Below are 21,455 nucleotides of genomic sequence, written 5' to 3' on the forward strand. Positions count from 1 at the left end.
CAACGCCCGCCACCCCGACGTCCTGGCCGCCCAACGCCGCGAACGCGCTCGTGTCCGCAGTGAACGCCAGCAACGCTGGGGCCGCCCCCGGGCCACGGCCGCCTGACCGATCAGACCCGGTAAACGTTCATGGTCAACGCACTAGCCTCCTGTTCGCGCGCCGGGTGAAAGCAGATGGGAAAGTGCGCCATGCTCACGCTGTGCACCCGGGCAGTAGGGATGAGCCGGTTCGAGTCCGGTGACCCGGCGCGCCCCGCTCTGCGGCCAAATGAGGACGGTCTCGCCGAGTACGAGAATGGCATTGTGGAGATCAGGGCCTGCGCCGCCACCTCCACGACGTCGGCGCCGACCTGCGTAAACGTTTATCTCGATTCGGTAACGACGGAACGGGCGCGTCCCGACCGGGGCAGCGGTGGACAGCGTACGGAATCTAGGATCCGTTAACGCTCCATTAACCCCCCTGGTGGAGGACAAGCCCACATGCGCCACCCCCTTGCCCGGCGGCTGCTGGCCGGCGCCGCGGCGATCGCCGCCGCCTGCGCCCTCGCCACCCCGGCCCGAGCCGCCGCGCCACCCAGCCTCGACATCATCCTGGACGACATGACCATCGCGGCCCTCCACGGCGACTACGTGGTCGATCCGCACGTCTCCGCGCTGCCGCAGCTCAACGTCAGCAACGCGAAGCTCACGTACGAGTTGTCCGGCCTGACCGGTGTCAGCCTGAGCGACGACTTCCGCAACGCCGGCCCGCTGGAACAGCCGTGCACCGTGGAGAGCCGCACCAAGCTGGTCTGCGGCCAGGAGTCCATGCTGGTCCCCGGGGACGACGACTACATGCAAGCACGCCTGACGCCCGCCGCCACCGCGCCGACGGGGCAGAGCGGCACGCTCAAGGTCACGTTCGAGGCTGACAACGTCCCGGCGGTCACCAAGTCGGTGACCGTCGAGGTCGACGAGGGCGTCGATCTGGCGACCGGCTCCCGCGGCCGGCAGGTCTACGTCAAGCCCGGCGCGAGCTGGGACGAGACGCTCGAGCTGACCAGCATCTCCGGCAACGTCGTGCACGGCGCCTCCGTGTCGATCTCCGCGCCGCGCCACGTCGCCGCGCCGAAGCAGTTCTCGAACTGCCGCTACCTCGACGGCAGCCTCCAGTCGTGCTCGTTCGACCAGGATCTCCGGCCCGGCATCAAATACCGGATCGTCCTGCCGTTCCGTGTGCGGCCCGACGCCTTCGCGCCGGGACTCACGGACCTCACCTTCTTGTGGTACACCGCCGCCGAGTGGGACAACATCCAGAACAGCCCCGGCTCCGGCAACCACGGCGAGGCCGGGACGGGCGGGAAGCTCACGCTCGAGCCGCTGACCGCGGCCCTCACCCGGACGAAGACCGCGACCCTCACCCGGACGAAGCAGATCGACGTCGACCGGTCGAACAACTTCCAGCAGATGTGGGTCAACGTGACCGGCAAGCACAGCGCCGACATCGAGGCGCTCGGCGCTACCGCCTCCGGCCCGGCCGGGGGCACGGCCACCGTCAAGATCGGCCTTCGCAACAACGGCCCGGTCACCCTCGACAGCGAGAGGAACGGCTGGGAGGTGGCGTACGTCAGCATTCCGCTCAGCACGCCGGTCGTCACCATCCCCAAGGACTGCGCCAACGGCAATCCGTACCTGGCCAAGCCCGGAACGAAGCTGTACGTCTGCAAGAACCCCGCCCAGTACTTCTTCCCCAAGACGGCCGTGACCTGGTCGTTCGAGGTGAAAGTCGGCACGGGAGCCGCGACGGCGACCGGTCGGGTCGAAGCCAACCCGAACGACTGCGACCTCGACGACGACTGCTCCCGGTACTTCGACTACGACACCGACCCGTCCAACAACCTGGCGCCGATCGTGATCACCGAGGTCACGGCCGGAACCGGCGGGACCGGCGGCGGGGACGGCCTGGCGATCACCGGTCCGCGGACCGCCCTGGTCGCCGGCGTCGGCGCCCTGCTCGTAGCGGCCGGCGCACTGCTGCTGATCCGGCGCCGCCGCACCCGCTTCGAGGCCTGATCCGCCGCCGGGTCGGGGACGATGGTCGCACCACGGTCCCCGACCCGAACGGAGGCCTCCGATGGACCTGCATCTGACCGGAAAGGTCGCCGTCATCACCGGCGGCAGCGCCGGGATCGGCCGGGCGATCGCCCATGGCCTGGCGGCAGAGGGCGTCCAGCCGGCGCTGTGCGCACGCGACGAGGCTCGCTTGCGCACCAGGCGATCGCCGCGGTGTTTGTTCATGAGATCGGCGAAGTCACGGACGTGTCCGGCGACGGCTTCCAGTTCGGGGCAGCTCACGAGGGCGTCGGCGAGCTGGGCATGATGTTCGGGAGTCAGGCGCTGCGGGTCGGTCATGATCCAGCGGGTGATGTGCCGGGGTTTCGGGACCGTCGGCCGGGCCGGCCGCGGCGCGGCGAGGGCGGGGGCGGGGGCGGCCGTCCGTAAGGGGTGCAGCCAGCGACGGATGGTCTGGATACTGCCGGTGTACCCGAGGGCGGCAAGTTCGGTGTGCAGGACGGTGGCGTTGGTGAGGCCGGCGGTATACCGGGCGGTCAGGTGCTGGGTGTAGCCGTCGAGCAGGCTGGCCCGGTTGACGGCCTTGACGAGCAGCTCGTCGAGGAGAGGTCACCCGGCGGGGTCGACCCTGCTCCCCATTTGCTCCCAAAATCATGACAAAAGGCCCACCGCTGTGGATCATCGCGGTGGGCCTTTTGGCTGGTCAAGATATGTGGGCGATACTGGGATCGAACCAGTGACCTCTCCGGTGTGAACGGAGCGCTCTCCCGCTGAGCTAATCGCCCTGACGCGAGACAGACTGTACTAGACCTGGGGGCCCGGGGGCCAACCTGGGGTCAGCTCAGCCACTCGCGAGTCTTCTCGATCAGGTCGATGCCGAAGCTCACCCTGACCGACGCCCACACGATGGCGGCCACGAAGATCATGCCGACGACGCCGATGAGGCCTCGCATGGGCAGGCTCTGCCGGCCTATCCAACTCGTCCACGCCTTCACGTTGCGCTTGGTGAACTCGAGCAGGTTCTTCGCCCAGGCGAACTCGACCGCCCAGATGGCCAGGCCGAGGATGACAATCGCCCAGCCGGGGCCGGGGAACGGGATCAGGACGATACCCAGGGCGATGACGAGTGCGCCGAGGACGCCAATTCCGATCTTGAGGGCCAGGCGGCCGGTCTGGTTTGCCCGGATCTTGTCCAAAACACCCATCGGTGCCCGATCTTCGTCCGCTTTCGTGCTCATTTCATCCCCCAGTGTCCCCGAGCCCCGTCACTACCCGGGAGGAATGGACGTTACCGGAGTAAGTCAACTGCTGGACCACCCGACGCCGGGCGGAACCGAGTACTTGGGTAGAACAGGACAAGATATCGCTTTTCGTCTTGGGCCAAAGGGTTTTCGGAACCGTCTTCCCACTACTGGGTGAGATCAGCGTATGGCGGAGCGTAACGACAGGGATCACCTGAGTATGGGAAAGCGGGGTTCACCAGCCTCGCAGCGGTGCCGGGGGGAGTTCGTCCATGAGTACCATTCGTCCAACGACCGTCGAGGTCGAGACCTCGCTGCGGCTCGTAGCGCCTGACGCCACGGCTCTGCCCGTGCGCGCCAGTCTCCGTTACGACCCGGCGGACCCGTATGCGGTCCATGTGTTGTTCCACGCGGAATCAGCCGGTGGGGAAGCCGTGAGCTGGTCCTTCGCGCGTGAACTGCTCGTGACCGGGCTCGATGAGCCTGCGGGTATCGGCGACGTGCGGGTGTGGCCGTGGGCCACGCCCCGGGGGGATTTCGTCGCCTTGGCGTTGTCGTCTCCGGACGGCAACGCGCTGTTCGAAGTGCCCCGCAGTGTCCTCGTCCGGTTCCTCCGGCGCACCTATGTCGTGGTGCCGCGCGGCCGGGAATCCGAGCATCTCGACGTGGACGCGGCGGTCAACCGGTTGCTGGCGGGGAGATAGCGCCGGGGATAGCAAGCCAAAGAATAGGACGACCCGCGCGGACACTGCCGATCCGCGCGGGTCGTTCCTTTCTCGGCCGAAAAGGACAAATGGCCGATTCTGGGGCAGGAATCGGACATTGACCTCGATTATCCGACACATTCCCGTCAACCCGCGTTTTGGCAGGTGCGCCGCTGGTCATCGACAGTTACCGTCGGCCCGATGACCTCTCTCGCGACGCGCGCCACGCCGCTGATCCCGCCCGGGTGGGCGGGGGTGGCGACCTGCGCGCTGGGCGAGGTCCAGCCGTCCGGGCCGTGGCGCCCGCCGTACCACGCGCTGCTGCTCGCGACCGCCGGGCACGGCGCCGTCGAGGTCGACTTCGAGCACCACACGTGCCGCCCGGGCACGCTGCTCTGGATCCGCCCGGGCCAGGAACTGCGCATCGGCGCGAACGGCCTGTCCGCCTCGGTGGTCACCTTCGACACGCTGCTGGCCGGCGACCACTGGCCCGAGCGCCCCGAGGCGCCGGCCCGCTGGCAGCTCCAGGGCGAGGACGAGGACGCGGTGATCACCGAGTTCGCTCAGCTCGCGGTCGACTGCGAGCGGCACCGGTCCGGCCCGGTCGCGGCCGACCTGCTGCGCCACCAGTTGGCGGTGCTGCTGCTGCGGATCGCGCTGCTCACCGACGACCCGGGCCCACTCGGCGCCGAGGGCCGCACGTTCGCCCGGTTCCGCCGCCGGCTCGAGGCCAGTCACCCGCGCAGCCGCCGGGTCGAGGACTACGCCGAGGAGATGGGCTGCTCGGTGCGCACGCTGACCCGGGCCAGCCTCGCGGTCACCGGCCGCACCGCCAAGCAGGTGGTCGACGACCGGGTAGCGCTGGAGGCGCGCCGGCTGCTCGCGTGCACCCCGATGTCGGTCGCCGAGGTGGGGCGCCACCTGGGCTTCCCGGAGCCGACGAACTTCGGCCGCTTCTTCCACCGCGAGGTCGGGATGAGCCCGGGCCAGTTCCGCGCCGACGCGGCCACGAACGGCCGCACCGGCGTCCCGGCGCAGCGACGCCCCAGCGACTGACGGCCGCCGGCCGGCGGGAGAGCTGCGACGCTCCGCTGACTGAGCGTAATTCCCACAAATCCGTGGGGTATGTGCGGACTCCTGGCGCCGAGGGGGCATGATAGGTGGGTGCAGATCTCCGCGCGCGGCGACTACGCAGTCCGGGCCGCCCTCAGCTTGGCGCAGGCCTACCCGGCGCTGATGTCCGCCCAGGCCATCGCTCAAGATCAGAACATGCCCCGTAAGTTCCTCGAGGCCGTCCTCGCCGACCTGCGCCGGGCCGGCGTGGTCCGGGCGCAGCGAGGGGCCGAGGGTGGCTACACATTGTCACAACCTCCCCGTGACGTGACGATCGGCTCGATCCTGCGCGCGGTCGACGGCCCGCTCGCCGGCGTGCGCGGTCTCCGTCCGGAAGAGACACAGTACGAAGGCGCCGCCGAAAACCTGCCGAACCTCTGGGTCGCGGTCCGCGCCGCGGTCCGTGAGGTGGTCGACGAGGTGAGCCTGGCCGAGCTGATCAGCGGCCGGATGCCCGCCCACGTCCGCAAGCTGACCACCCGCCCCGACGCGTGGCAGCCGCGCTGACCCCGAGGCCGCGCTGACCCCAAGGCCGCGCTGACCCCAAGGCCGCGCTGACCCCAAGGCCGCGCTGACGTTTGTGAATCGAAGCCAGCGGGAACCGGACGTCCATCCCCAGACACCCCCAGGGAGGACGTACCGATGGGCCTCGTGTTCCGTAGCCGCAAGAAGTTCGGTCCGCTGATCCTGAACTTCACGGAGAACGGTTTCTCCTCCTGGAGCTTCAAGATCGGTCGCTGGTCGTGGAACTCCCGCACCCGTGCGCACCGCGTCGACCTGCCCGGCCCGCTGTCCTGGAAGCAGGACAAGGACCGCTCACGGTAGAGCGATCACCACATCCCCGCCCAGCCGCCCGGTGGGTGGCTGGCGGGTGACCGCTCCCGAGTCGGCGAGCGTGTGCAGCACCCGGGTGGCGTCCGCCGCCCGATAGACGGTTTCGGTCAGCGCGAAGGTTCGCAGCTCGGTCACCGTCGCCGAGCCCACCCGAGCGAGATGGGCGAGGATCTCGCGGCGCAGCGGTCCCGGGTGTGGCTGCAGCGAGATGTCGATCAGGTGCCGCTCCGGATCGCCGGGGTCGCGATACCGCACGCCGGCGAACTCGTCGACCGCCCAGAGCGCGTCCTTGAACCCCTCAAGGCTCTTGCCCGACGTGGTCCCGAACGCCAGCAGCTCGCCCGGCTCCTCCCCGGTCGCCAGCTCGACTGCGGCGAACAGCGGCCATTGCTCCCGATAATCATCAACGGACACGCCGGGCGCGAGGGCGAGCAGCACCTCGGCCGGCTTTCCGGCGTTCAGGGCCGCGACGGTGGCCGGGCTGGGCGGCTCGCTCGCGCTTGCCGCGTCCAGATAGCCCAGCAGGGGTACGCGTTGAGCACCGGCCGCCTTGAGCGCGACCCCGAGCGAGTCGGTGCCACCGGAGATCGCGTGCACGGGCAGCGAGCTCAACTCGGCCATCGCGGCCAGCCGGGACGCCACCGCGGTGACATCGTCGCCCACGAGCAGCATGGTCAGCTCGCGTCCCCGTACGAAATCGGTTTGTTCCGCAAGCACCCGCGCGGCCGCCTCGGCCGATTCGCCTCCGTCCGCATCGGCGTAGCCGTGCGCATAGAACACCCGGCGGCCGCGGTGCATCGCGGCCGGCGCCCAGGCCTCCAGATGCCTGACCAGCAGTTCCCGCTTCACCGTGGCGATCAAGCCGACCTCCCAGATTGAGTTCTACATTGTCCCGGATCGAGGGAGGTTACGGTGAGACTTGTACCCACGGTGTTCATACGAGCACTATGGGACACATGCCTCCGGCACCGCCCATCGCCGAGCTCACCCAGCGCGCGCAGACATTGTCGTCCGCGGGTGATCTGCAGGGTGCTCGCCGGGTGCTCGCCGGTGTGCTCGATCCGGCCGACGCCGCCGACCCGCGCTCGGCCGACCCCGAGCTCGCGCTGGCCGCCGCGCTGCATGCCCGCATCCTGATCGCCCTCGGCGACCCGCACGCCGCCCGGCTCTGGGCCGCCTACGCGCACGAGGCCGAGGAACGGCTGCACGGCCCGCGCGACGAGCGCACGGTGGCCGCCGCCGCCACCCACGCCGCGGTGCTGCAACGGGTGGGCCACTACGGCCGGGCGGCGCAGATCTACGAGCGACTCGTCCACGATCTCACCGCTGTGGACGGTCCCGACTCGCCGCGGGTGCTGGCCGCCGAGGCCGACCTCGCCACTGCCGAGCACGCGGCCGGCCACTGCACCTCGGCCCGCTCCCGGCTCACCGGCGCGTGGGTGCGCCACCGGCACCGCCACGGCGACGCGGCGCCGGCCGGCATCAAGATGCTAGCCCGGCTCGGCGCGATGGAACGCGAGTGCGCCCGCGACGCCGAGTCCGCCGAGCACCTCGCCCTCGCCCAGGAGCTCTGCGCCCGCTATCTGCCCGCCGACCACCCGCTCGTGCGGCAGGTCGCGGCGCTCGCGGTCGCGCCCGCCTCCGGCCGGCACGTCTGCGGCCGGGTCGAGCAGTCGCTGGGTCCGCGCTCGGTGCCGTTCCCGCGCCGGCCGACCGTGCCCGACCCCGAGCAGGGCGGCGACTTTCCGCCCGACGACCCGCTGCGGCCGCCGCCCGACAACCGGCCCACCGACCCGAACGGCACCGTCTACCAGCAGCCGCTCTACCTGGCCGACGTGGCGCAGGCGCCGGGCGACCTGAACGGCCGGCACGCCCGCGCCGACACCCCGCCGCCGATGCCGGGGCAGCGCGCCCCCGGCTACGGTCCCGACGGGCGGCATCAGACGATCGGGTCGGCGCCCGCCTCGACGCTGGCCATACCGCCCAACTCCGAGCGGCTCCTGCCGGTGCGCACCGACCAGCCCGCGCCCCGGCGACGTCAGCCGTACCTGCTGGTCGCGGTGCTGATCGCCGGGATCGCGGTGGCCGTCGCGGTGATCGCGCTGACCCTGCCCGACGCGAACGGCGCGACCGGTGCGCAGCCGACCGCGCTGCCCTCGTCGGCCCCGGCCGCAGCGACGGCGGCCCCGAGCGCCGGGCCGGCGAGCGCCGGGCCGACGACCGCCGCGCCGACCGGCGACCCGGGCGCGCCCACCGGCGTCAAACTGAAGGACAACCGCGACTCGGTCGCGCTGAGCTGGGCCTACCCGGCGGACGCCGAGGGCCCGGTGCTGGTCTCCGGCGGCCGGTCGGGGCAGCCGCTGCGGGCGTTCCAGCAGCTCCCGGCGGGCGCCGCCGACTACATGGTGTACGGGCTGAACGAAACCCAGAACTACTGCTTCAAGGTGTCGGTGGTCTACTCGACCGACAGGATCGCCGCGTCGGCGCCCGTGTGCACGCAGCGGTGACCCGCAGCCGGGGCTGAGGTCGCTCCCGTTCGGCAACCGTTCTGGACCGTTCCTGCTCCCGGCTCTCCCCACACTGATTCGTCACGGCCCCCGGCAGGAAGCAGGCATCAGTGACGACGAAGGCGGCGGAGCGCGTCGACGACGCCCTGGGGTTTGCGGCTGCCCTGCTCGAGCTGGAGACCCGGGACGTGACCGCGTTCCGCACCGTGCGCGCGCCGGCCGAGGACGTGCGCCGGGAAGCCGCGGAGGCCGGCGACGAGGAGGCCGCGCAGCGCGCGAGCCTGCTGCTCGCCGACGTGCTGCTGCGCGAGGGCCGGGTCGGCGAGGGAGGGCCGGCTGGCCCATCAGGCGCTGGCCTGGGGCGAGCGGCACGACAGCCCGTACGTGCTGGCCCGCGCCCACCGCGAGCTGTCGATCTTCTATCGGCTGGTGGGCGACATCTCCGACGCGCTCACCCACGGCGTGCAGTGCGTCGCCAACCTGACCGACGACGTGGCGCCGGGCATCCGCGCCCGGCATCTGATGACCCTCGCCGTCTCGCTGGACGACAGCGGCTCGATAGACGAGGGCGGACGGCGTTCCCGGGAGGCGCTCGGGCTGGCCGAGGAGATCGGCGACCGGGAACTCGAGCTGCTGATCCTCAACAACATGGCCTACACCGCGTACGAGAACGGGGACGAGCCGGCCGCACGCGCGCTCGCCGACCGGATGCAGCGGGTGTCGGCGGCCACCGGCCGGCGGCTCGCCGCCAACGAGCTCGACACGGTGGCCCGGGTCGAGATGATGGGCGACCGGTTCGATTCGGTCGAGCTCGCGCTGGCCCCCGTGATCCACGGCGGGATCGTGGCGAACGAGGGCGATGCCGCGGCCGAGTGCATGCTCACGCTCGCCGAGGCGCGCCGGCTGAACGGCCGGTACGCGGACGCGCAGGTCGCGCTCGACCGGGCCGTGCGCGAGTGCGAGAAGAACGGGCTGGCCCGGCTGCGGGCCCGCGCCCGGCAGGAGCAGGCGGCGCTGCACGCGGCGGCGGGGGACTACCGGGCCGCGTACGAGGAGCATCTGCTCTTCCACGCCGACTCGTCGGCGCTGCACTCGGCCCAGCGTGAGTCCCGCGCCCGGGCCATGCAGGCGGTCTTCGAGGCCAACGAGGCGCGCCGGGCCAGCGAGCACTTCCGCGAGATGGCGCACCGGGACGTGCTGACCGGCCTGTACAACCGGCGCTACGTCAACGAGCGGCTGCCGGCCCTGCTGGCCGAGGCCGCGGCGAACCGGGGACCGATCTCGGTCGCGATCGCGGACCTCGACCACTTCAAGCGGATCAACGACACGCTGTCGCACGCCACCGGCGACACCGTGCTCCAGCACATCGGCACGCTGCTGCAGGAGGCGGTGAGCGGCCCGATGATCGCGGCCCGGATGGGCGGCGAGGAGTTCCTGCTGATCTTCCCGGGGATGGACGGCGCCGAGGCGGCGCGGCGGTGCGAGCTGCTGCGGCTGCGGATCCGCACCCACGGGTGGCACGCGGTGACCGGATCGCTGGCCGTCACGACCAGCATCGGGATCACGACCGCGCTCGACGGGCGGGCGACGGTCACGGCGCTGCTGTCGCAGGCCGACCGGAATCTGTACGCGGCCAAGCGCGCCGGACGCGATCGCGTGGTGGCCGACCTCTTCTGAGCGCCGGCCATGGCTTCAATCGGCCGGGTGAAGGGCGGCGATGGCGGCCGTGGCTTCAACCGGCCGGGTGAGGGCGGCGCGATGGCGGCCTGGGCTTCAACCGGCCGGGTGGAGGGCGGCGCGATGGCGGCCGGGTGTGGCGCCGGCGATGGCGGTGAAGGCCGCGATGAAGCTGCTGGGGTTCGCCCACCCGCAGGCGTGCGCGACCCGCGTGGTGTCGTGGCCCTCGGCGAGCAGGACGAGGGCGTGACAGACGCGTAGCTGGGTGCGCCACTCGTAGAAGGTCATGCCGAGCTCGTCGTGGAACAGCCGGCTCAGCGTGCGGGCGCCGGCCCCGACCGCCCGCCCGAGCGCGGCCAGTGTGCTGTTGTCGGCGGGGTTGGCATCGAGGATCTGCGCGACGGCCCGTAACCGGTCGTCGCGGGGCTCGGGCAGGTGGAGGGGCTGTTCGTGGGCCTCGTGGAGCTCGTCGACGAGGACCCGGTGCAGGCGGGCACGGGCGGCGCGGTCGAGCTCGCGCGGGCCGGTGAGGGTGAGCAGGACCTCGCGGGCGAGACCGGAGGCCAGGAACACCGCCGGGCGGCCGGGCGCGAGCCGGGCGAGGGACGCCGGGAGGAAGACGATGCGCATATCGGTCTCGCCGTGCGCGCGGTGGTGGTGGGTGAACCCGGCCGGAACCCAGGCGACCCGGTTGGCGGGGACGATCGAGGCGCCGCGTTCGGTGTGCACGGACAGGACGCCGGCGGCCGCGTACACGAGGTGGCCGCGGGGGTGGGCGTGCGCCGGGCTCGTCCCGCCCGAAGGCCACAGGTGCACGCCGCCGGACGGCCAGATGCGTGATTGGCGGGCTACGAGCATGAGTTGGCATTCTACCGGTGGGCGGCCTCACCGCTTCCCGGCGACAGTGCAGGCATGACGACGATGCGAGCGGCAGTCTGTGTCCGGGCCGGTGGGCCGGAGGTTCTGGAGATCCGTGAGCTGCCGGTGCCGGCTGTCCGCGACGGCTGGAGCCGGGTGCGGGTGCGGGGCGCGGGCCTGAACCGGTCGGAGCTGCGGACCCGGCAGGGGCATTCACCGAACGTGCGGTTCCCCCGGGTGCTGGGGATCGAATGCGTGGGAGTCGTGGCGGCCTCGACTGATCCCTCGCTGCCGGAGGGGACGACCGTCGCGGCGGTGATGGGCGAGCTGGGCCGGCAGTTCGACGGCGGCTACGCGGAGTACGCGCTGGTGCCGAACGCCCTGCTGATGCCGGTCAGCACCACCCTGCCGTGGGAGGTCCTGGCCGCGCTGCCGGAGACGTACCTGACCGCGCAGGGCGCCCTCGACGCGCTGGGGGTGGGGCCGGGCGACCGGTTGCTCATCCGCGGCGGGACGTCGTCGGTGGGCCTGGCCGCCGCGTCGATCGCGTCCGGTCACGGCGTCGAGGTCGCGGCCACGACCCGGCAGCCCGGCAAGGCCGGCGCGATGACCGCGGCCGGGGTCGGCCACGTGCTCCTCGACGACGGTGAATCGCTGTCGGCGGCCCTGACAACCCGGCCGAGCCACGTTCTGGATCTCGTCGGGGCGAGCACGGCCGCGGATTCGCTGCGCCTGGTTCGCCGGGGCGGGACCGTGTGCGTGGCGGGCTCGCTCAGCGGGTGGCTGATCCGGGACTTCGAGCCGATCGCGATGATCCCGTCCGGAACCAGGCTCACGGCCTTTCACAGCGACGACATCAGGGGCAGCGCGGGCACGGCCGTGCTGCGGCGGGTGGTCCACAACGTCGAGGCCGGGGTCTACCGGCCGAACGTCGACCGGGTCTTCGGCCTGGACGACATCGTGGCCGCCCACCGCTACATGGAGAACAACCAGGCCACCGGGAAGGTGGTCCTAGCACTTTAGGAGGGCGGCGGCCTGGGCGGTCATGTCGGCGATCACCGAGGCGGCGCCCTTCACCGCGTCGACCAGGCCCACGCCCTGACCGGCCAGCAGCGGCATCTCGTCGAGGTCGCCGGTGGTCAGGCCGCGCATCGGGACCATGTTGGTGTAGCGGCGCAGCTCCATGCCGTCGCCCAGCGTGGTGTGGCCGATGACCGGGCGGTCGTCGGTCACCGGGGCGTCGACCGCCCGGTTGCGCAGCACGCGCATCGGGTTGAACTCGGGGATCTCGGGGCCGAACAGCGACGTGCGCACCGTCTCGGTCGCCGACGCCGCCACCAGGCGGGCCTTGTACTCGTCGTGGGCCAGCGACTCGTCGGTCGCGACCAAGCGGGTGCCCACCCACGCGCCGTCGGCGCCGAGCATCAGGGCGGCCGCCAGGCCCCGGCCATCGGCGATGCCACCGGCCGCCAGCACCAGGGTGGGTGCCACGGCGTCGACCACGAGCGGCACCAGCGCGAAGGTCGGCAGCGTGGCGTAGTTGTGGCCGCCCGCCTCCAGGCCCTGCGCCACGATCACGTCGACGCCGTCGTCGGCCGCGCGCTTGGCGTCGTCGATCGAGCCGACCTGCTCGAAGACCCGGCTCCCGGCCTCGTGCAACCGGTCGATCCATTCGCGCCGCGGGTGACCCCAGTGAAACGAGACGGCGGCCGGGGCGGCCTCGCAGACGGCGTCGATGCGCGGCTCGTCCGTGAAGATGGTGATGAAATTGACGTGGAAAGGGCCGGGGGTGCCGGCCCGGATCGCCGCGATGGTCTGCGTGATCGCGGGCGGCGGGAGCAGGCCGACCCCGAGCGCGCCGAGCGCCCCGGCGTTGCTGACGGCCACGGCGAGGTCGGGGGTCATGCCGACGAAGGCCATGCCGGCCTGGGCGATGGGCGTGCTCAACCCGTACGCGTCGGTAAATCTGGTCTTGATTTCCATGCCCTCGACCTTGGCGGATGAGGGGTGCGCGGCCTGTCGTGCGGCGGACAAGCTTCGGGCCATCTCAGATTTGACATCTGTTCATGTGTGGTTGATCTCTGTAACCTTCGCCCGGTGACGATGGGTCAGAGTGTCAATCGAGTGTTACGGGGCCTCACCGGATACGAGGTGCGCAAGGCCAAGCCGCCCCGCGCGGTGGCCAAGCCCGCGCCGAAGCCCGCCCCCAAGCCGGAGCCGAAGCCCGAGGTCAAGCCGGCCGGGCCGCCGGAGATCACGTTCCCGGCCGACTTCGACGAGGCGATGCGGGAGACGATCCGGGCGGTCAAGCCCTGGACCATGACGTCGCCGGGCAAGCTGCACGCGCTCGTCTCGTCGGTGCGGTACGTGGCCAAGCACCAGATCCCGGGCGACGTCGTCGAGTGCGGGGTCTGGCGGGGCGGCAGCATGCTCGCCGTCGCCCGGACGCTCATCGAGGCCGGCGACACCGAGCGTCACCTGCACCTCTACGACACGTACGAGGGGATGAGCGAGCCGACCGAGCACGACAAGCGGCACGACGGCAAGAGCGCCGCCGAGATGCTGGCGGCCAGCGACAAGAGCGCGGGCGTCTGGGCGTTCGCGTCGCTGGAGGACGTGCAGGCGACGATGGCCGAGTCGGCGTACCCCGCCGACCACATCCACTACTACAAGGGCAAGGTCGAGGAGACGATCCCGGCCAGCGTGCCCGAGCGGATCAGCATCCTGCGGCTGGACACCGACTGGTACGAGTCGACCCGGCACGAGCTCGAGCACCTGTGGAACCGTCTGGTGCCGGGCGGCGTGCTGCTGCTCGACGACTACGGCTGGTGGGACGGCGCCCGCCGGGCGGTGGACGAGTGGCTGGCCGAGACCAACCTGCCCGTGCTCCTCCTGCGGATGGACGAGGGCAGGGTCGCGGTGAAGCTGCACGACTGAATACCCTGGGAACGCTCCCAGGGAGGTCGCATGAGGCGGATGCTATCGGCGGTGCTGGTCGTGGTGATTCCGTTGGGACTCGTCGCGGCCGAGGCCTCGCCCCCGGTGGCAGCGGTCTATCTCGACCCGGCGTATTCACCGGCCGAACGGGCCGCCGATCTCGTCTCGCGCATGACGCTGCCCGAGAAGGCGTCGCAGATGGTCAGCAGCATGTCGGCCGCCATTCCCCGGCTGGGGGTGGCGGCCTACGGCTGGTGGAACGAGGCCGCTCACGGGGTAGCGCGCGAGCAGACCAACCACGGGGACAATCCGCCCAATTTGACGAACACCACGTCGTACCCGGTCTCGTTGTCTCTGGGGTCGACGTGGAACCCGGGGCTGGTCGGCCGGGAGGCGGGCCTCATCTCGGACGAGGCGCGCGAGGTGGTGCGGGACAACCGGCTCGACCTCGACTTCTACACGCCGACCGTGAACCTCGCGCGCGACCCGCGGTGGGGCCGTAACGACGAGACGTTCGGCGAGGATCCGCTGCTGACCGCGACGCTGGCCGCGCAGTTCGTCAACGGACTGCAGGGGCCGCCGCGCGACGGGTACTACAAGGCGATCGCCACGCTCAAGCACTACGCGGCCAACAACAGCGAGTCGAACCGGCTCAACGGGTCGTCGGACATGGACGAGCGCACGCTGCGCGAGTATTACACGGCCCAGTTCCGCGACGTCATCCGGTGGAGCAAGCCCGGCTCGATCATGAGCGCCTACAACAGCGTGAACGGGGTGCCGAGCGCGGCGAACAGCCACCTCATCGAGACGCTCGCGCGGCAGACGTACGGCTTCGACGGATACTTCACGTCCGACTGCGACGCGATCTACGAGATCATGGCGGGGCAGAACTGGCTGCCGCCGGGTGGGGCGCCGACCGATCAGTACAGCCGCAACGCCCTGGCCCTGAACGCGGGCGAGGATCTCGACTGCAACATGGGTTACCACGACGACTGGCACTACGCGAACACGATCCCGGCGGCGGTCGAGCGCGGGCTGCTCAGCGAGGACACCGTGGATGTCTCGCTGGTGCGGCTGTTCACGGCCCGGTTCGCGCTGGGCGAGTTCGACGCGCAGCGTCTGGTGCCGTGGGTGGCGGAGGCGCGCACGCGGCTGGCCCCGGGCACCTGGGTGAACGACGAGTCCAACAAGGCGGTCACGCAGACGCCCGAGCGGCTGGCGATGGCCCGGCAGGTGGCCGACGAGAGCATCGTGCTGCTGCGCAACGGCAATCTGCTGCCGCTGGAAACCAGCAAGAAGATCGCGGTGATCGGCACCTTCGCCGACCCGGGCGACCTTTACCTCGGCGGCTATTCGAGCAACCAGACGCACTCCGGGATTGCCAACTCGGTCACCGGATTTCAGGGGCTGCAGAAGGCGTACGACGTCGACTTTCTGCCCGGAACGATGCCGGGCAACCTCGACGTGATCGACCCGGCGGCGGTCGAAGCGGCGAAGAACTACGACGCGGTCATCGTCTATGCCGGCACGGATCGGGAGACCGCGAGCGAGGATCACGACCGTTCCACGCTCGCGCTGCCGGGCGCTCAGGCCGAGCTCATCCGTCAGGTGGCGGCGGCCAACCCGCGCACGATCGTCTATCTGGAAACGGTCGGCCAGGTCGACGTGTCGCCCTTCGCCGACAAGGTTCCCGCCATTCTGTGGAGTTCGTTCAATGGCCAGCGCAAGGGTGAGGCGCTCGCCGACGTCATCTCCGGCGCGGTCTCGCCGAGTGGCCGGCTGCCCTTCACCTGGTATGCCGACCAGGGCCAGCTACCGCCGATGGAGGACTACGCCATCCGCCCGACCGCCACGACCGCTGGCCGAACTTACCAGTTTTTTTCCGGACAAATCGCCTACCCATTCGGCTTCGGGCTGTCCTACACGAGCTTCAGCTACGCGGGCTTGCGCTTCGACGGGCAAAAGGCGACCGCCACGGTGACCAACACGGGCGACACCAAGGGCGCCGAGGTGGTCCAGCTTTACGCGACGACCCCCGATTCGCCGAAAAGCAGCGAGCGCCCCCGCAAACGCCTGATCGCCTTCCAGAAAGTCGTCCTCGAGCCGCACCAAAGCGCCGATGTGACGCTCCCGGTCAATACCGCCGATCTGGCGTTCTACGACGAGAAAGCCCAGGCCTTCCGCCTAGATCCGGGCCGCATCGGCCTGCAATTGTCGGCATCGAGCGACGACAAAGACATCAAGCAGCACGTGTACGCCTCCGTGAGCACCCCGCCGCCCCCGATCCCGGCCGTGGTCACGGCCAAACCGGGCCGCGTCCAATTCCCGGTCGGCAGCCACATCGACCCGCATCCGGCGGTCGCCTATTCCGACCAGAGCATCCGCACGACCGAGGTCGGCTACGCCAGCAACCGCCCCGCGGTCGTGGCCGTGACCCCCACCGGCCTGATCGCCCGCGCCCCCGGCGTCGCCACCATCACCGTCAGCGCCGGCGACGCCCGCGGCACCTTCGTGGTCAAGGTCGTCGACCCCTCGTGACCGGGGAAGCGGGCGAGGCGGCCGCCGCGCGGGTCGCGGCCGTGCGGGACGATCCCGCGGCCCGGCTGGCCCTCGCGGCCGGCTTCTACGACACCGCGGCCGGTAGCCCCGGCGTCCGGCCGTACCGCCGGGCCGAGGTGGCCTTCATGCGCTGGCAGATCAGCCGGGGCGTGCTCGCCGCCCCCGGCAGCGCGCGGTGGCGGGCGGTCAACGAGGGCCTGATCCGCGACGCGTGGGAGGCGGAGCACCTGGTGCGGGCGGGGGAGCACGCCGACCGGCCGCAGGTGCAGCGCTGGGTCGAGTTCCTGCGCCGGCCGACGCCGCGGGCCTGGTACCGGGCGCACAACTCCAGCATCGTGGCCGGCTACCTCGCGCACCGTCCGCTGGCCGACCACGAGGGCCTGCTGGAGCGCTTCTTCATGGACGTGGCGCTGCTGCGCGTGCTCTACGCCGACTGCCTGCTGTCCGACGCTCGGCTCGCGCTCGGGCGCTTCTCGCCGATGGCGCGGTGGCTGGGCGATCCCCGGCGGCGCGGCACCGACGTGTTCCTGTCGCTGCACAACATCCTGCCGGGGACCTACCCGCTGCCCGAGTCGCACCTGACCGAGGTGCTCGACCAGGAGAACTACCTGGGCCGGCTGATCGACTACGGCGTCATCCTGCCGCGGGCGCAGCGGCTCTACGAGCACGCCGCCCGCGACCTCGAGCAACCGTGTCTGCTCACGCTGATCAGCGACGGCTTTCCCGCGTACGCGTGGCCGCCGGCTGAGGCCTATGCCTGGCAGAGCCGCCGCCCCCGCGCGACGAAGGCCGTCCAACGGCTGGTCACCCCGTGAGGCGGTACCGCCCGAAGGTGGTCCTCCGCCGCAGTTGGAAGCCCAGCGACTCGTAGAGCCGGATGGCTGGGGTGTTGGCCGCCGACGTGTGCAGGAACGGTGTCTCGCCGCGCTCCCGGATGCCGTGGGCGACGGCCCGGACCAGCGCGGTCGCCAGCCCCTGGCCGCGGAACGCCGGATCGGTGCAGACTGCGCTGATCTCGGTCCAGCCCGGCGGGTGCAGCCGCTCGCCGGCCACCGCCACCAGGGCGCCGTCGCGCCGGACGCCCAGGTAGACGCCGAGCTCGATGGTCCGCGGCCGGAACGGCCCGGGCCGGGTCCGCTCGACCAGGTCGAGGATCTCCGGCACGTCGGCCGCGGTCAGCCGCACGGCCTCGCCGAACGGCTCGGCCCGCAGCGCGACGTCGACCAGCTGCACGCCCGCGATCTCGTCGGCCAGCTCCCAGCCCGGATGGGTGCGCGGCGGCGAGCCGGACACCGCGACCTCCGCGCCCGCGCCCGCCGTGCCCGCGCCCGGAGGCGTGCTCGCCAGCGAGGCCAGGTCGGCCCAGGCGCGCGGGTCGTCCGGGTCGGCGAGGCCGTAGAACTGGGCCACGGCGTCGGGGTAGCGGGCCGCGAGCCCGTGCCGCTCGGCGAGGTGGGCGTGCGGCCCGATGACCGACTGCCAGATCGCGTTGTCGAGGACGCCCTGGTCGGGCGTGACCGTCGTCATCGGGCCAGTCCGAGGTGGTCGCGCAGGGTGGCTCCGGCATATTCCGTACGGAACACGCCGCGCTCCTGCAGCAGCGGCACCACCGTGTCGGCGAACTCGTCGAGCCCGTCTGGCGTCACGTGCGGCACCAGGATGAAGCCGTCGCTGGCGTCCTGCTGCACGAGGTTGTCGATCTCGGCGGCGATGGTCGCCGGCGACCCGATGAACGTCTGCCGCCCGGTCACCTCGATGATCAGCTCCCGGATGGAGAGGTTGCCCGCCTCGGCCTTGGCCCGCCAATCGCGCGCGATGGCGAGCGGGTCGCGATGAAGCCGCACACTCGCCCGGCCACGAGAAAACGATGTGTCCGAGACATCGGGATCGATCGCCGGCAGCGGGCCGTCCGGGTCGTACGAGCTGAGATCCCGGTTCCACAACTGCTCCAGGAACTTGATCGCGGTGGCGCCGCTGACCTGCTGACGGCGCACGGAAGCCGCCTTCTCGGCGGCGTCGGCGTCGGTGTCCCCGAGAACGAAGGTCGCGGCCGGCAGCACCAGCAGATCCTCCCTCGTCCGCCCGTAGGCGGCCAGCCGCCGCTTCACGTCGGCGTAGAACGCGCGGCCCTCGTCGAGCGTCCCGTGCCGGCTGAAGATGGCGTCGGCCGTCGCCGCCGCGAACTCCCGGCCCGCGTCCGAGTCGCCGGCCTGCAGGATCACCGGCCGGCCCTGCGGCGAGCGCGGCACGTTGAACCGCCCGCTGATGTCGAAGTGCGCGTCCGCGTGCTTGAACGTGCCGACCGAGCCGTCGCGCAGGAACGTCCCATTTTCCTTGTCGGCCACGATCGCGTCGTCCGGCCATGAGTCGAAGAGCGACGACGCCGTGGCGAGGAACTGCGTCGCCCGGCTGTACCGGTCGGACTCGGCGAGGAACCCGCCCCGCCGGAAGTTCTCCCCGGTGAACGCGTCCCACGAGGTCACCACGTTCCACGCGGCCCGCCCGCCGGAGAGGTGGTCGAGCGACGCGAACTGGCGGGCCACCTCGTACGGCTCGTTGAACGTCGAGTTGATCGTGCCGGCCAGCCCGAGGTGGGTGGTGACCGCGGCCAGCGCCGACAGCACCGTGAACGTGTCCGGCCGCCCCACGACGTCGAGGTCGTAGATCTGGCCGCCCTGCTCGCGCAGCCGCAGCCCCTCGGCGAGGAAGAAGAAGTCGAACTTCGCGCGCTCGGCGGTCTGGGCGAGCTTCACGAACGAGGAGAACTCGATGTGGCTGCCCGAGCGCGGGTCGCTCCACACGGTGGTGTTGTTGACGCCGGGGAAGTGCGCGGCGAGATGAATCTGCTTAGGCAACGCGGGCCTCCACGAATCGGTTGGCGGGACGGTCCAGGCCGAGCAGCCCACGCAGCGTCGATGACTCGTACGCGTCGCGGAAGACGCCCCGCCGCCGCAACTCCGGCACCAGAGCGCGAGTGATCTGCTGGAGGTCGGCGGGCAGCCGGCCCGGCCGCAGCCGGAAGCCGGTGATCCCGGCCGCGTGCCACTCCAGCAGCAGGTCGGCCAGCTGCGACGCCGTCCCGCTGAAGATCGCCGCGTCCGAGGTGCTGACCGAACGGTCGGTAATGTCCAACCGCTCCTTCGCGTCCGGGTCGAGGAACACGACCAGGTCGGCGAAGATGTGGCGGGTGGAGAGCTGAGCGACGATCTTGCGCGCGTGGGCGGCGTCCGCCGGTGTCACGTACGCGAGATCCGCCGAGCCGTTCGCGAAGGCGTACGGAATCTCGGCATGCGCGAGAGCGGTGACCAGCGGTTGGCCCTGCGGGGGCCGGGGGGTGATCGACGGCCCCTTCACGCTGAAGTACCGGCCGTCGAAGTTGATGTAGTGCAGCTTCCGGCGGTCGATGAACCGGCCGGTCGCGGCGTCGCGGATCTCCGCGTCGTCCTCCCAGCTGTCCCAGAGCCGCCGCACGACCTCGACGTAGTCGGCCGCCTCGTCGAACAACTCCTGCACGACGGCCCGGGTCGACGGCTCGTTGATCTTGCCGGCCTCGATGACCGGCAGCACCCGGCGGCCGAAGTGGGCGGCCTCGTGCGCCCGCCCCGACACCTGCACCCGCCAGCCGGCCCGGCCGCCGCTCACGTAGTCGAGCGTGGCAAGCGCCTTGGAGATGTGGAACGGCTCGGTGTGCGTGACGGTCGCGGTCGGCACCAGTCCGATGTGGCTGGTCGCGGGCGCCACCCGGGCCGCGATCAGGATCGCGTCGAGCCGGCCGCGCACGTGGTCGGTGCGCTCGTCGGGGCCGTCCGGCCGGTCGGACTGCAGGCCGAGCGCGTCCTCGAAGGTGACGAAGTCCAGCGTGCCGGCCTCCGCCTCGCGGGCCAGGTCGACCCAGTACCTCGCGGTGAACAGCTCGGCGGGCCGGGCGTCCGGCTCCCGCCACGAGGCGGGGTGCCAGCCGGTGCCGTCGAGCGCGACAGAGAGATGGATGGCCATGGTCACTTCCCGTCGATCGGCAGGCCGGGCGGGTTGACCTCGGGCGCGTCGACGGCTTCGCTCGCGAGGTTCCACCGCTCGAGGATCTTGGCGTAGTCGCCGGACTTCTTCAGCTCGTCGAGGGCTGCCTTGTACGCCTGCACGAGCCCGTTGTCCTTCTGGGTGGTGAGCGCGATCTTGCCCTGCAGGCCCGCGCCGGCGCCGGAGTAGGTGCCGATGATCTCGGTCTCGCCGGCCACCGCGACGTGGTAGGCGGCGGTCGGGTTCGGGCCGAGGTAGGCGTCGATCTGCCCGGAGCCCAGCGCCAGGTAGGTCGCCTGGTTGGTCTGGTAGTACTTGATGTCCACGGCGGGCAGGCCGGCGGCGACATCCTGCTTGCTCCACTCGACGAGGATCTTCTCCTGGTTGGTGCCCGAGCCCACCGCGACCTTCTTGCCGGCCACGTCCTTGGGCTCGGTCACCTTCCAGCCGGCGCCTTTCTTGGCCTCGAACGCCAGGTCGTCCTTGCGGTAGGTGGCGAAGTCGTACTTCTGCTTCCGCAGCTCGGTCACCGTGATGTTGGAGGCGCCGACGTCGTACTTGCCGCTGTCGAGGCCGATGAACAGGCTCTCCCACGAGGTGTTCTCGAGCTCGGGCTCGAGGCCGAGGACGCCGGCGACGGCGACCGCGATGTCGGGCTCGCTGCCGATCAGCGTCTTGTTGTCGGTGGCGGTGAAGGCGAGCGGCGGGAATCCGGCGCCGGCCGCGCCGACCCCGATGGTGAGCTTGCCGGTCGACCGGATCTTCTCGGGCACGAGGGCCGCGACCGAGTCCACCTTGGCCGGCACGATCCGGTTCTGGTCGGGCCCGTTGTTGATTTTCACCGTGCCGGCCTGGACCGCGGCCTGCGCCGCCTTCGGCGTCTCGTCGGGCGCGGCGCAGGCGGTGAGGCTTGCGGCGAGCACGACGGCGAACAAGGCATTACGCGTACGCATGAA

At 71.2% G+C, this 21,455-nt stretch carries 20 protein-coding genes, 1 tRNA gene and 1 pseudogene; 13 read left to right on the forward strand and 9 right to left on the reverse strand.

The annotated features are described in order from the left end of the window. The 3 genes and pseudogenes from ACIA5D_RS20430 to ACIA5D_RS20440 form a co-directional block, all read left to right on the forward strand. A pseudogene (locus tag ACIA5D_RS20430) lies at positions 1-106 on the forward strand (integrase); the annotation flags it as partial. 374 nt (positions 107-480) lie between these two features. Further along, the gene (locus ACIA5D_RS20435) at positions 481-2,052 is read left to right on the forward strand and encodes a hypothetical protein (protein WP_396031696.1); all 1,572 of its coding nucleotides are present in this window, start codon (positions 481-483) and stop codon (positions 2,050-2,052) included. 61 nt (positions 2,053-2,113) lie between these two features. After that, the gene (locus tag ACIA5D_RS20440) at positions 2,114-2,359 is read left to right on the forward strand and encodes an SDR family NAD(P)-dependent oxidoreductase (RefSeq protein ID WP_396031697.1); all 246 of its coding nucleotides are present in this window, start codon (positions 2,114-2,116) and stop codon (positions 2,357-2,359) included. Positions 2,360-2,765: 406 nt separating this feature from the next. On the opposite strand, the gene ACIA5D_RS20445 is transcribed toward ACIA5D_RS20440, so the two are convergent. Further along, positions 2,766-2,837 (reverse strand) — tRNA-Val (locus tag ACIA5D_RS20445). A 51-nt stretch (positions 2,838-2,888) separates the two neighbouring features. Next, the gene (locus tag ACIA5D_RS20450) at positions 2,889-3,257 is read right to left on the reverse strand and encodes a TIGR02611 family protein (protein WP_396031698.1); all 369 of its coding nucleotides are present in this window, start codon (positions 3,255-3,257) and stop codon (positions 2,889-2,891) included. Between the two features lie 308 nt (positions 3,258-3,565). Here ACIA5D_RS20450 and ACIA5D_RS20455 point away from each other — a divergent pair, with 308 nt between their 5' ends. The 4 genes from ACIA5D_RS20455 to ACIA5D_RS20470 all read left to right on the forward strand — a co-directional run bounded on the left by ACIA5D_RS20455 (position 3,566) and on the right by ACIA5D_RS20470 (position 5,935). Next, positions 3,566-3,997: an SsgA family sporulation/cell division regulator gene (locus ACIA5D_RS20455; RefSeq protein ID WP_020514863.1), complete on the forward strand. Its 432-nt coding sequence runs from the start codon at positions 3,566-3,568 to the stop codon at positions 3,995-3,997. 201 nt (positions 3,998-4,198) lie between these two features. Next, positions 4,199-5,053, forward strand: a complete 855-nt coding sequence (locus ACIA5D_RS20460; protein ID WP_396031699.1) for a helix-turn-helix domain-containing protein — start codon at positions 4,199-4,201, stop codon at positions 5,051-5,053. 108 nt (positions 5,054-5,161) lie between these two features. After that, positions 5,162-5,617, forward strand: coding sequence for an RrF2 family transcriptional regulator (locus ACIA5D_RS20465; RefSeq protein WP_378977234.1), 456 nt, complete (start codon positions 5,162-5,164; stop codon positions 5,615-5,617). Positions 5,618-5,752: 135 nt separating this feature from the next. Next, entirely contained in the window at positions 5,753-5,935 is a 183-nt protein-coding gene (locus ACIA5D_RS20470; protein ID WP_396031700.1) for a DUF4236 domain-containing protein, read from the forward strand. On the opposite strand, the gene ACIA5D_RS20475 is transcribed toward ACIA5D_RS20470, so the two are convergent. Beyond that, positions 5,927-6,805: a hypothetical protein gene (locus tag ACIA5D_RS20475; RefSeq protein ID WP_396031702.1), complete on the reverse strand. Its 879-nt coding sequence runs from the start codon at positions 6,803-6,805 to the stop codon at positions 5,927-5,929. The genes ACIA5D_RS20470 and ACIA5D_RS20475 overlap by 9 nt on opposite strands. A 95-nt stretch (positions 6,806-6,900) precedes the next feature. Here ACIA5D_RS20475 and ACIA5D_RS20480 point away from each other — a divergent pair, with 95 nt between their 5' ends. Together ACIA5D_RS20480 and ACIA5D_RS20485 are read left to right on the forward strand one after the other, a co-directional pair. After that, positions 6,901-8,451, forward strand: a complete 1,551-nt coding sequence (locus ACIA5D_RS20480; RefSeq protein ID WP_396031703.1) for a fibronectin type III domain-containing protein — start codon at positions 6,901-6,903, stop codon at positions 8,449-8,451. Positions 8,452-8,835: 384 nt separating this feature from the next. Then, positions 8,836-10,128, forward strand: coding sequence for a GGDEF domain-containing protein (locus ACIA5D_RS20485; protein WP_396031704.1), 1,293 nt, complete (start codon positions 8,836-8,838; stop codon positions 10,126-10,128). A 96-nt stretch (positions 10,129-10,224) separates the two neighbouring features. Here the strand turns inward: ACIA5D_RS20485 and ACIA5D_RS20490 are convergent, their stop codons facing one another. Continuing rightward, entirely contained in the window at positions 10,225-10,986 is a 762-nt protein-coding gene (locus ACIA5D_RS20490) for an AraC family transcriptional regulator (protein ID WP_396031705.1), read from the reverse strand. 54 nt (positions 10,987-11,040) lie between these two features. Here ACIA5D_RS20490 and ACIA5D_RS20495 point away from each other — a divergent pair, with 54 nt between their 5' ends. Then, complete coding sequence (locus tag ACIA5D_RS20495) at positions 11,041-12,009, forward strand: zinc-binding dehydrogenase (RefSeq protein WP_396031706.1); 969 nt, start codon at positions 11,041-11,043, stop codon at positions 12,007-12,009. On the opposite strand, the gene ACIA5D_RS20500 is transcribed toward ACIA5D_RS20495, so the two are convergent. Then, positions 11,998-12,969: an NAD(P)H-dependent flavin oxidoreductase gene (locus ACIA5D_RS20500; RefSeq protein WP_396031707.1), complete on the reverse strand. Its 972-nt coding sequence runs from the start codon at positions 12,967-12,969 to the stop codon at positions 11,998-12,000. The genes ACIA5D_RS20495 and ACIA5D_RS20500 overlap by 12 nt on opposite strands. A 120-nt stretch (positions 12,970-13,089) precedes the next feature. On the opposite strand from ACIA5D_RS20500, the gene ACIA5D_RS20505 reads away from it, so the two are divergent. From ACIA5D_RS20505 to ACIA5D_RS20515, 3 genes are read left to right on the forward strand one after another with little or no spacing between them, the layout of a single operon-like run. Beyond that, the gene (locus ACIA5D_RS20505) at positions 13,090-13,923 is read left to right on the forward strand and encodes a TylF/MycF/NovP-related O-methyltransferase (protein WP_396032187.1); all 834 of its coding nucleotides are present in this window, start codon (positions 13,090-13,092) and stop codon (positions 13,921-13,923) included. 30 nt (positions 13,924-13,953) lie between these two features. After that, positions 13,954-16,461 carry a glycoside hydrolase family 3 C-terminal domain-containing protein gene (locus ACIA5D_RS20510; protein ID WP_396031708.1) on the forward strand — a complete coding sequence of 836 codons (2,508 nt, stop codon included), beginning with the start codon at positions 13,954-13,956 and terminating at the stop codon, positions 16,459-16,461. Beyond that, positions 16,458-17,297, forward strand: coding sequence for a hypothetical protein (locus tag ACIA5D_RS20515; protein WP_396031709.1), 840 nt, complete (start codon positions 16,458-16,460; stop codon positions 17,295-17,297). Before ACIA5D_RS20510 ends, ACIA5D_RS20515 begins: the two co-directional genes overlap by 4 nt. On the opposite strand, the gene ACIA5D_RS20520 is transcribed toward ACIA5D_RS20515, so the two are convergent. From ACIA5D_RS20520 to ACIA5D_RS20535, 4 genes are read right to left on the reverse strand one after another with little or no spacing between them, the layout of a single operon-like run. After that, a complete protein-coding gene (locus ACIA5D_RS20520) occupies positions 17,287-18,009 on the reverse strand; it encodes a GNAT family N-acetyltransferase (RefSeq protein ID WP_396031710.1) in 723 nt (240 codons plus the stop codon). The genes ACIA5D_RS20515 and ACIA5D_RS20520 overlap by 11 nt on opposite strands. After that, positions 18,006-19,337, reverse strand: a complete 1,332-nt coding sequence (locus ACIA5D_RS20525; RefSeq protein WP_396031711.1) for an NtaA/DmoA family FMN-dependent monooxygenase — start codon at positions 19,335-19,337, stop codon at positions 18,006-18,008. The genes ACIA5D_RS20520 and ACIA5D_RS20525 overlap by 4 nt, the downstream gene beginning before the upstream one ends. Then, the gene (locus tag ACIA5D_RS20530; RefSeq protein ID WP_396031712.1) at positions 19,330-20,478 is read right to left on the reverse strand and encodes an LLM class flavin-dependent oxidoreductase; all 1,149 of its coding nucleotides are present in this window, start codon (positions 20,476-20,478) and stop codon (positions 19,330-19,332) included. Before ACIA5D_RS20530 ends, ACIA5D_RS20525 begins: the two co-directional genes overlap by 8 nt. Positions 20,479-20,480: 2 nt before the next feature. After that, positions 20,481-21,452 carry an ABC transporter substrate-binding protein gene (locus ACIA5D_RS20535; RefSeq protein WP_396031713.1) on the reverse strand — a complete coding sequence of 324 codons (972 nt, stop codon included), beginning with the start codon at positions 21,450-21,452 and terminating at the stop codon, positions 20,481-20,483. Positions 21,453-21,455 lie beyond the last annotated feature (3 nt).

The organism is Actinoplanes sp. NPDC051513, from assembly GCF_044454685.1.
GTDB lineage: Bacteria > Actinomycetota > Actinomycetes > Mycobacteriales > Micromonosporaceae > Actinoplanes.

What these genes read in the sequence shown, in the direction of transcription:
- ACIA5D_RS20435 (WP_396031696.1), top strand. Translation starts at nt 481, where the DNA reads ATGCGCCACCCCCTTGCCCGGCGGCTGCTGGCCGGCGCCGCGGCGATC.
- ACIA5D_RS20440 (WP_396031697.1), top strand. Translation starts at nt 2,114, where the DNA reads ATGGACCTGCATCTGACCGGAAAGGTCGCCGTCATCACCGGCGGCAGC.
- ACIA5D_RS20450 (WP_396031698.1), bottom strand. Translation starts at nt 3,257, where the DNA reads ATGGGTGTTTTGGACAAGATCCGGGCAAACCAGACCGGCCGCCTGGCC.
- ACIA5D_RS20455 (WP_020514863.1), top strand. Translation starts at nt 3,566, where the DNA reads ATGAGTACCATTCGTCCAACGACCGTCGAGGTCGAGACCTCGCTGCGG.
- ACIA5D_RS20460 (WP_396031699.1), top strand. Translation starts at nt 4,199, where the DNA reads ATGACCTCTCTCGCGACGCGCGCCACGCCGCTGATCCCGCCCGGGTGG.
- ACIA5D_RS20470 (WP_396031700.1), top strand. Translation starts at nt 5,753, where the DNA reads ATGGGCCTCGTGTTCCGTAGCCGCAAGAAGTTCGGTCCGCTGATCCTG.
- ACIA5D_RS20480 (WP_396031703.1), top strand. Translation starts at nt 6,901, where the DNA reads ATGCCTCCGGCACCGCCCATCGCCGAGCTCACCCAGCGCGCGCAGACA.
- ACIA5D_RS20490 (WP_396031705.1), bottom strand. Translation starts at nt 10,986, where the DNA reads ATGCTCGTAGCCCGCCAATCACGCATCTGGCCGTCCGGCGGCGTGCAC.
- ACIA5D_RS20495 (WP_396031706.1), top strand. Translation starts at nt 11,041, where the DNA reads ATGACGACGATGCGAGCGGCAGTCTGTGTCCGGGCCGGTGGGCCGGAG.
- ACIA5D_RS20500 (WP_396031707.1), bottom strand. Translation starts at nt 12,969, where the DNA reads ATGGAAATCAAGACCAGATTTACCGACGCGTACGGGTTGAGCACGCCC.
- ACIA5D_RS20505 (WP_396032187.1), top strand. Translation starts at nt 13,090, where the DNA reads ATGGGTCAGAGTGTCAATCGAGTGTTACGGGGCCTCACCGGATACGAG.
- ACIA5D_RS20510 (WP_396031708.1), top strand. Translation starts at nt 13,954, where the DNA reads ATGAGGCGGATGCTATCGGCGGTGCTGGTCGTGGTGATTCCGTTGGGA.
- ACIA5D_RS20520 (WP_396031710.1), bottom strand. Translation starts at nt 18,009, where the DNA reads ATGACGACGGTCACGCCCGACCAGGGCGTCCTCGACAACGCGATCTGG.
- ACIA5D_RS20530 (WP_396031712.1), bottom strand. Translation starts at nt 20,478, where the DNA reads ATGGCCATCCATCTCTCTGTCGCGCTCGACGGCACCGGCTGGCACCCC.
- ACIA5D_RS20535 (WP_396031713.1), bottom strand. Translation starts at nt 21,452, where the DNA reads ATGCGTACGCGTAATGCCTTGTTCGCCGTCGTGCTCGCCGCAAGCCTC.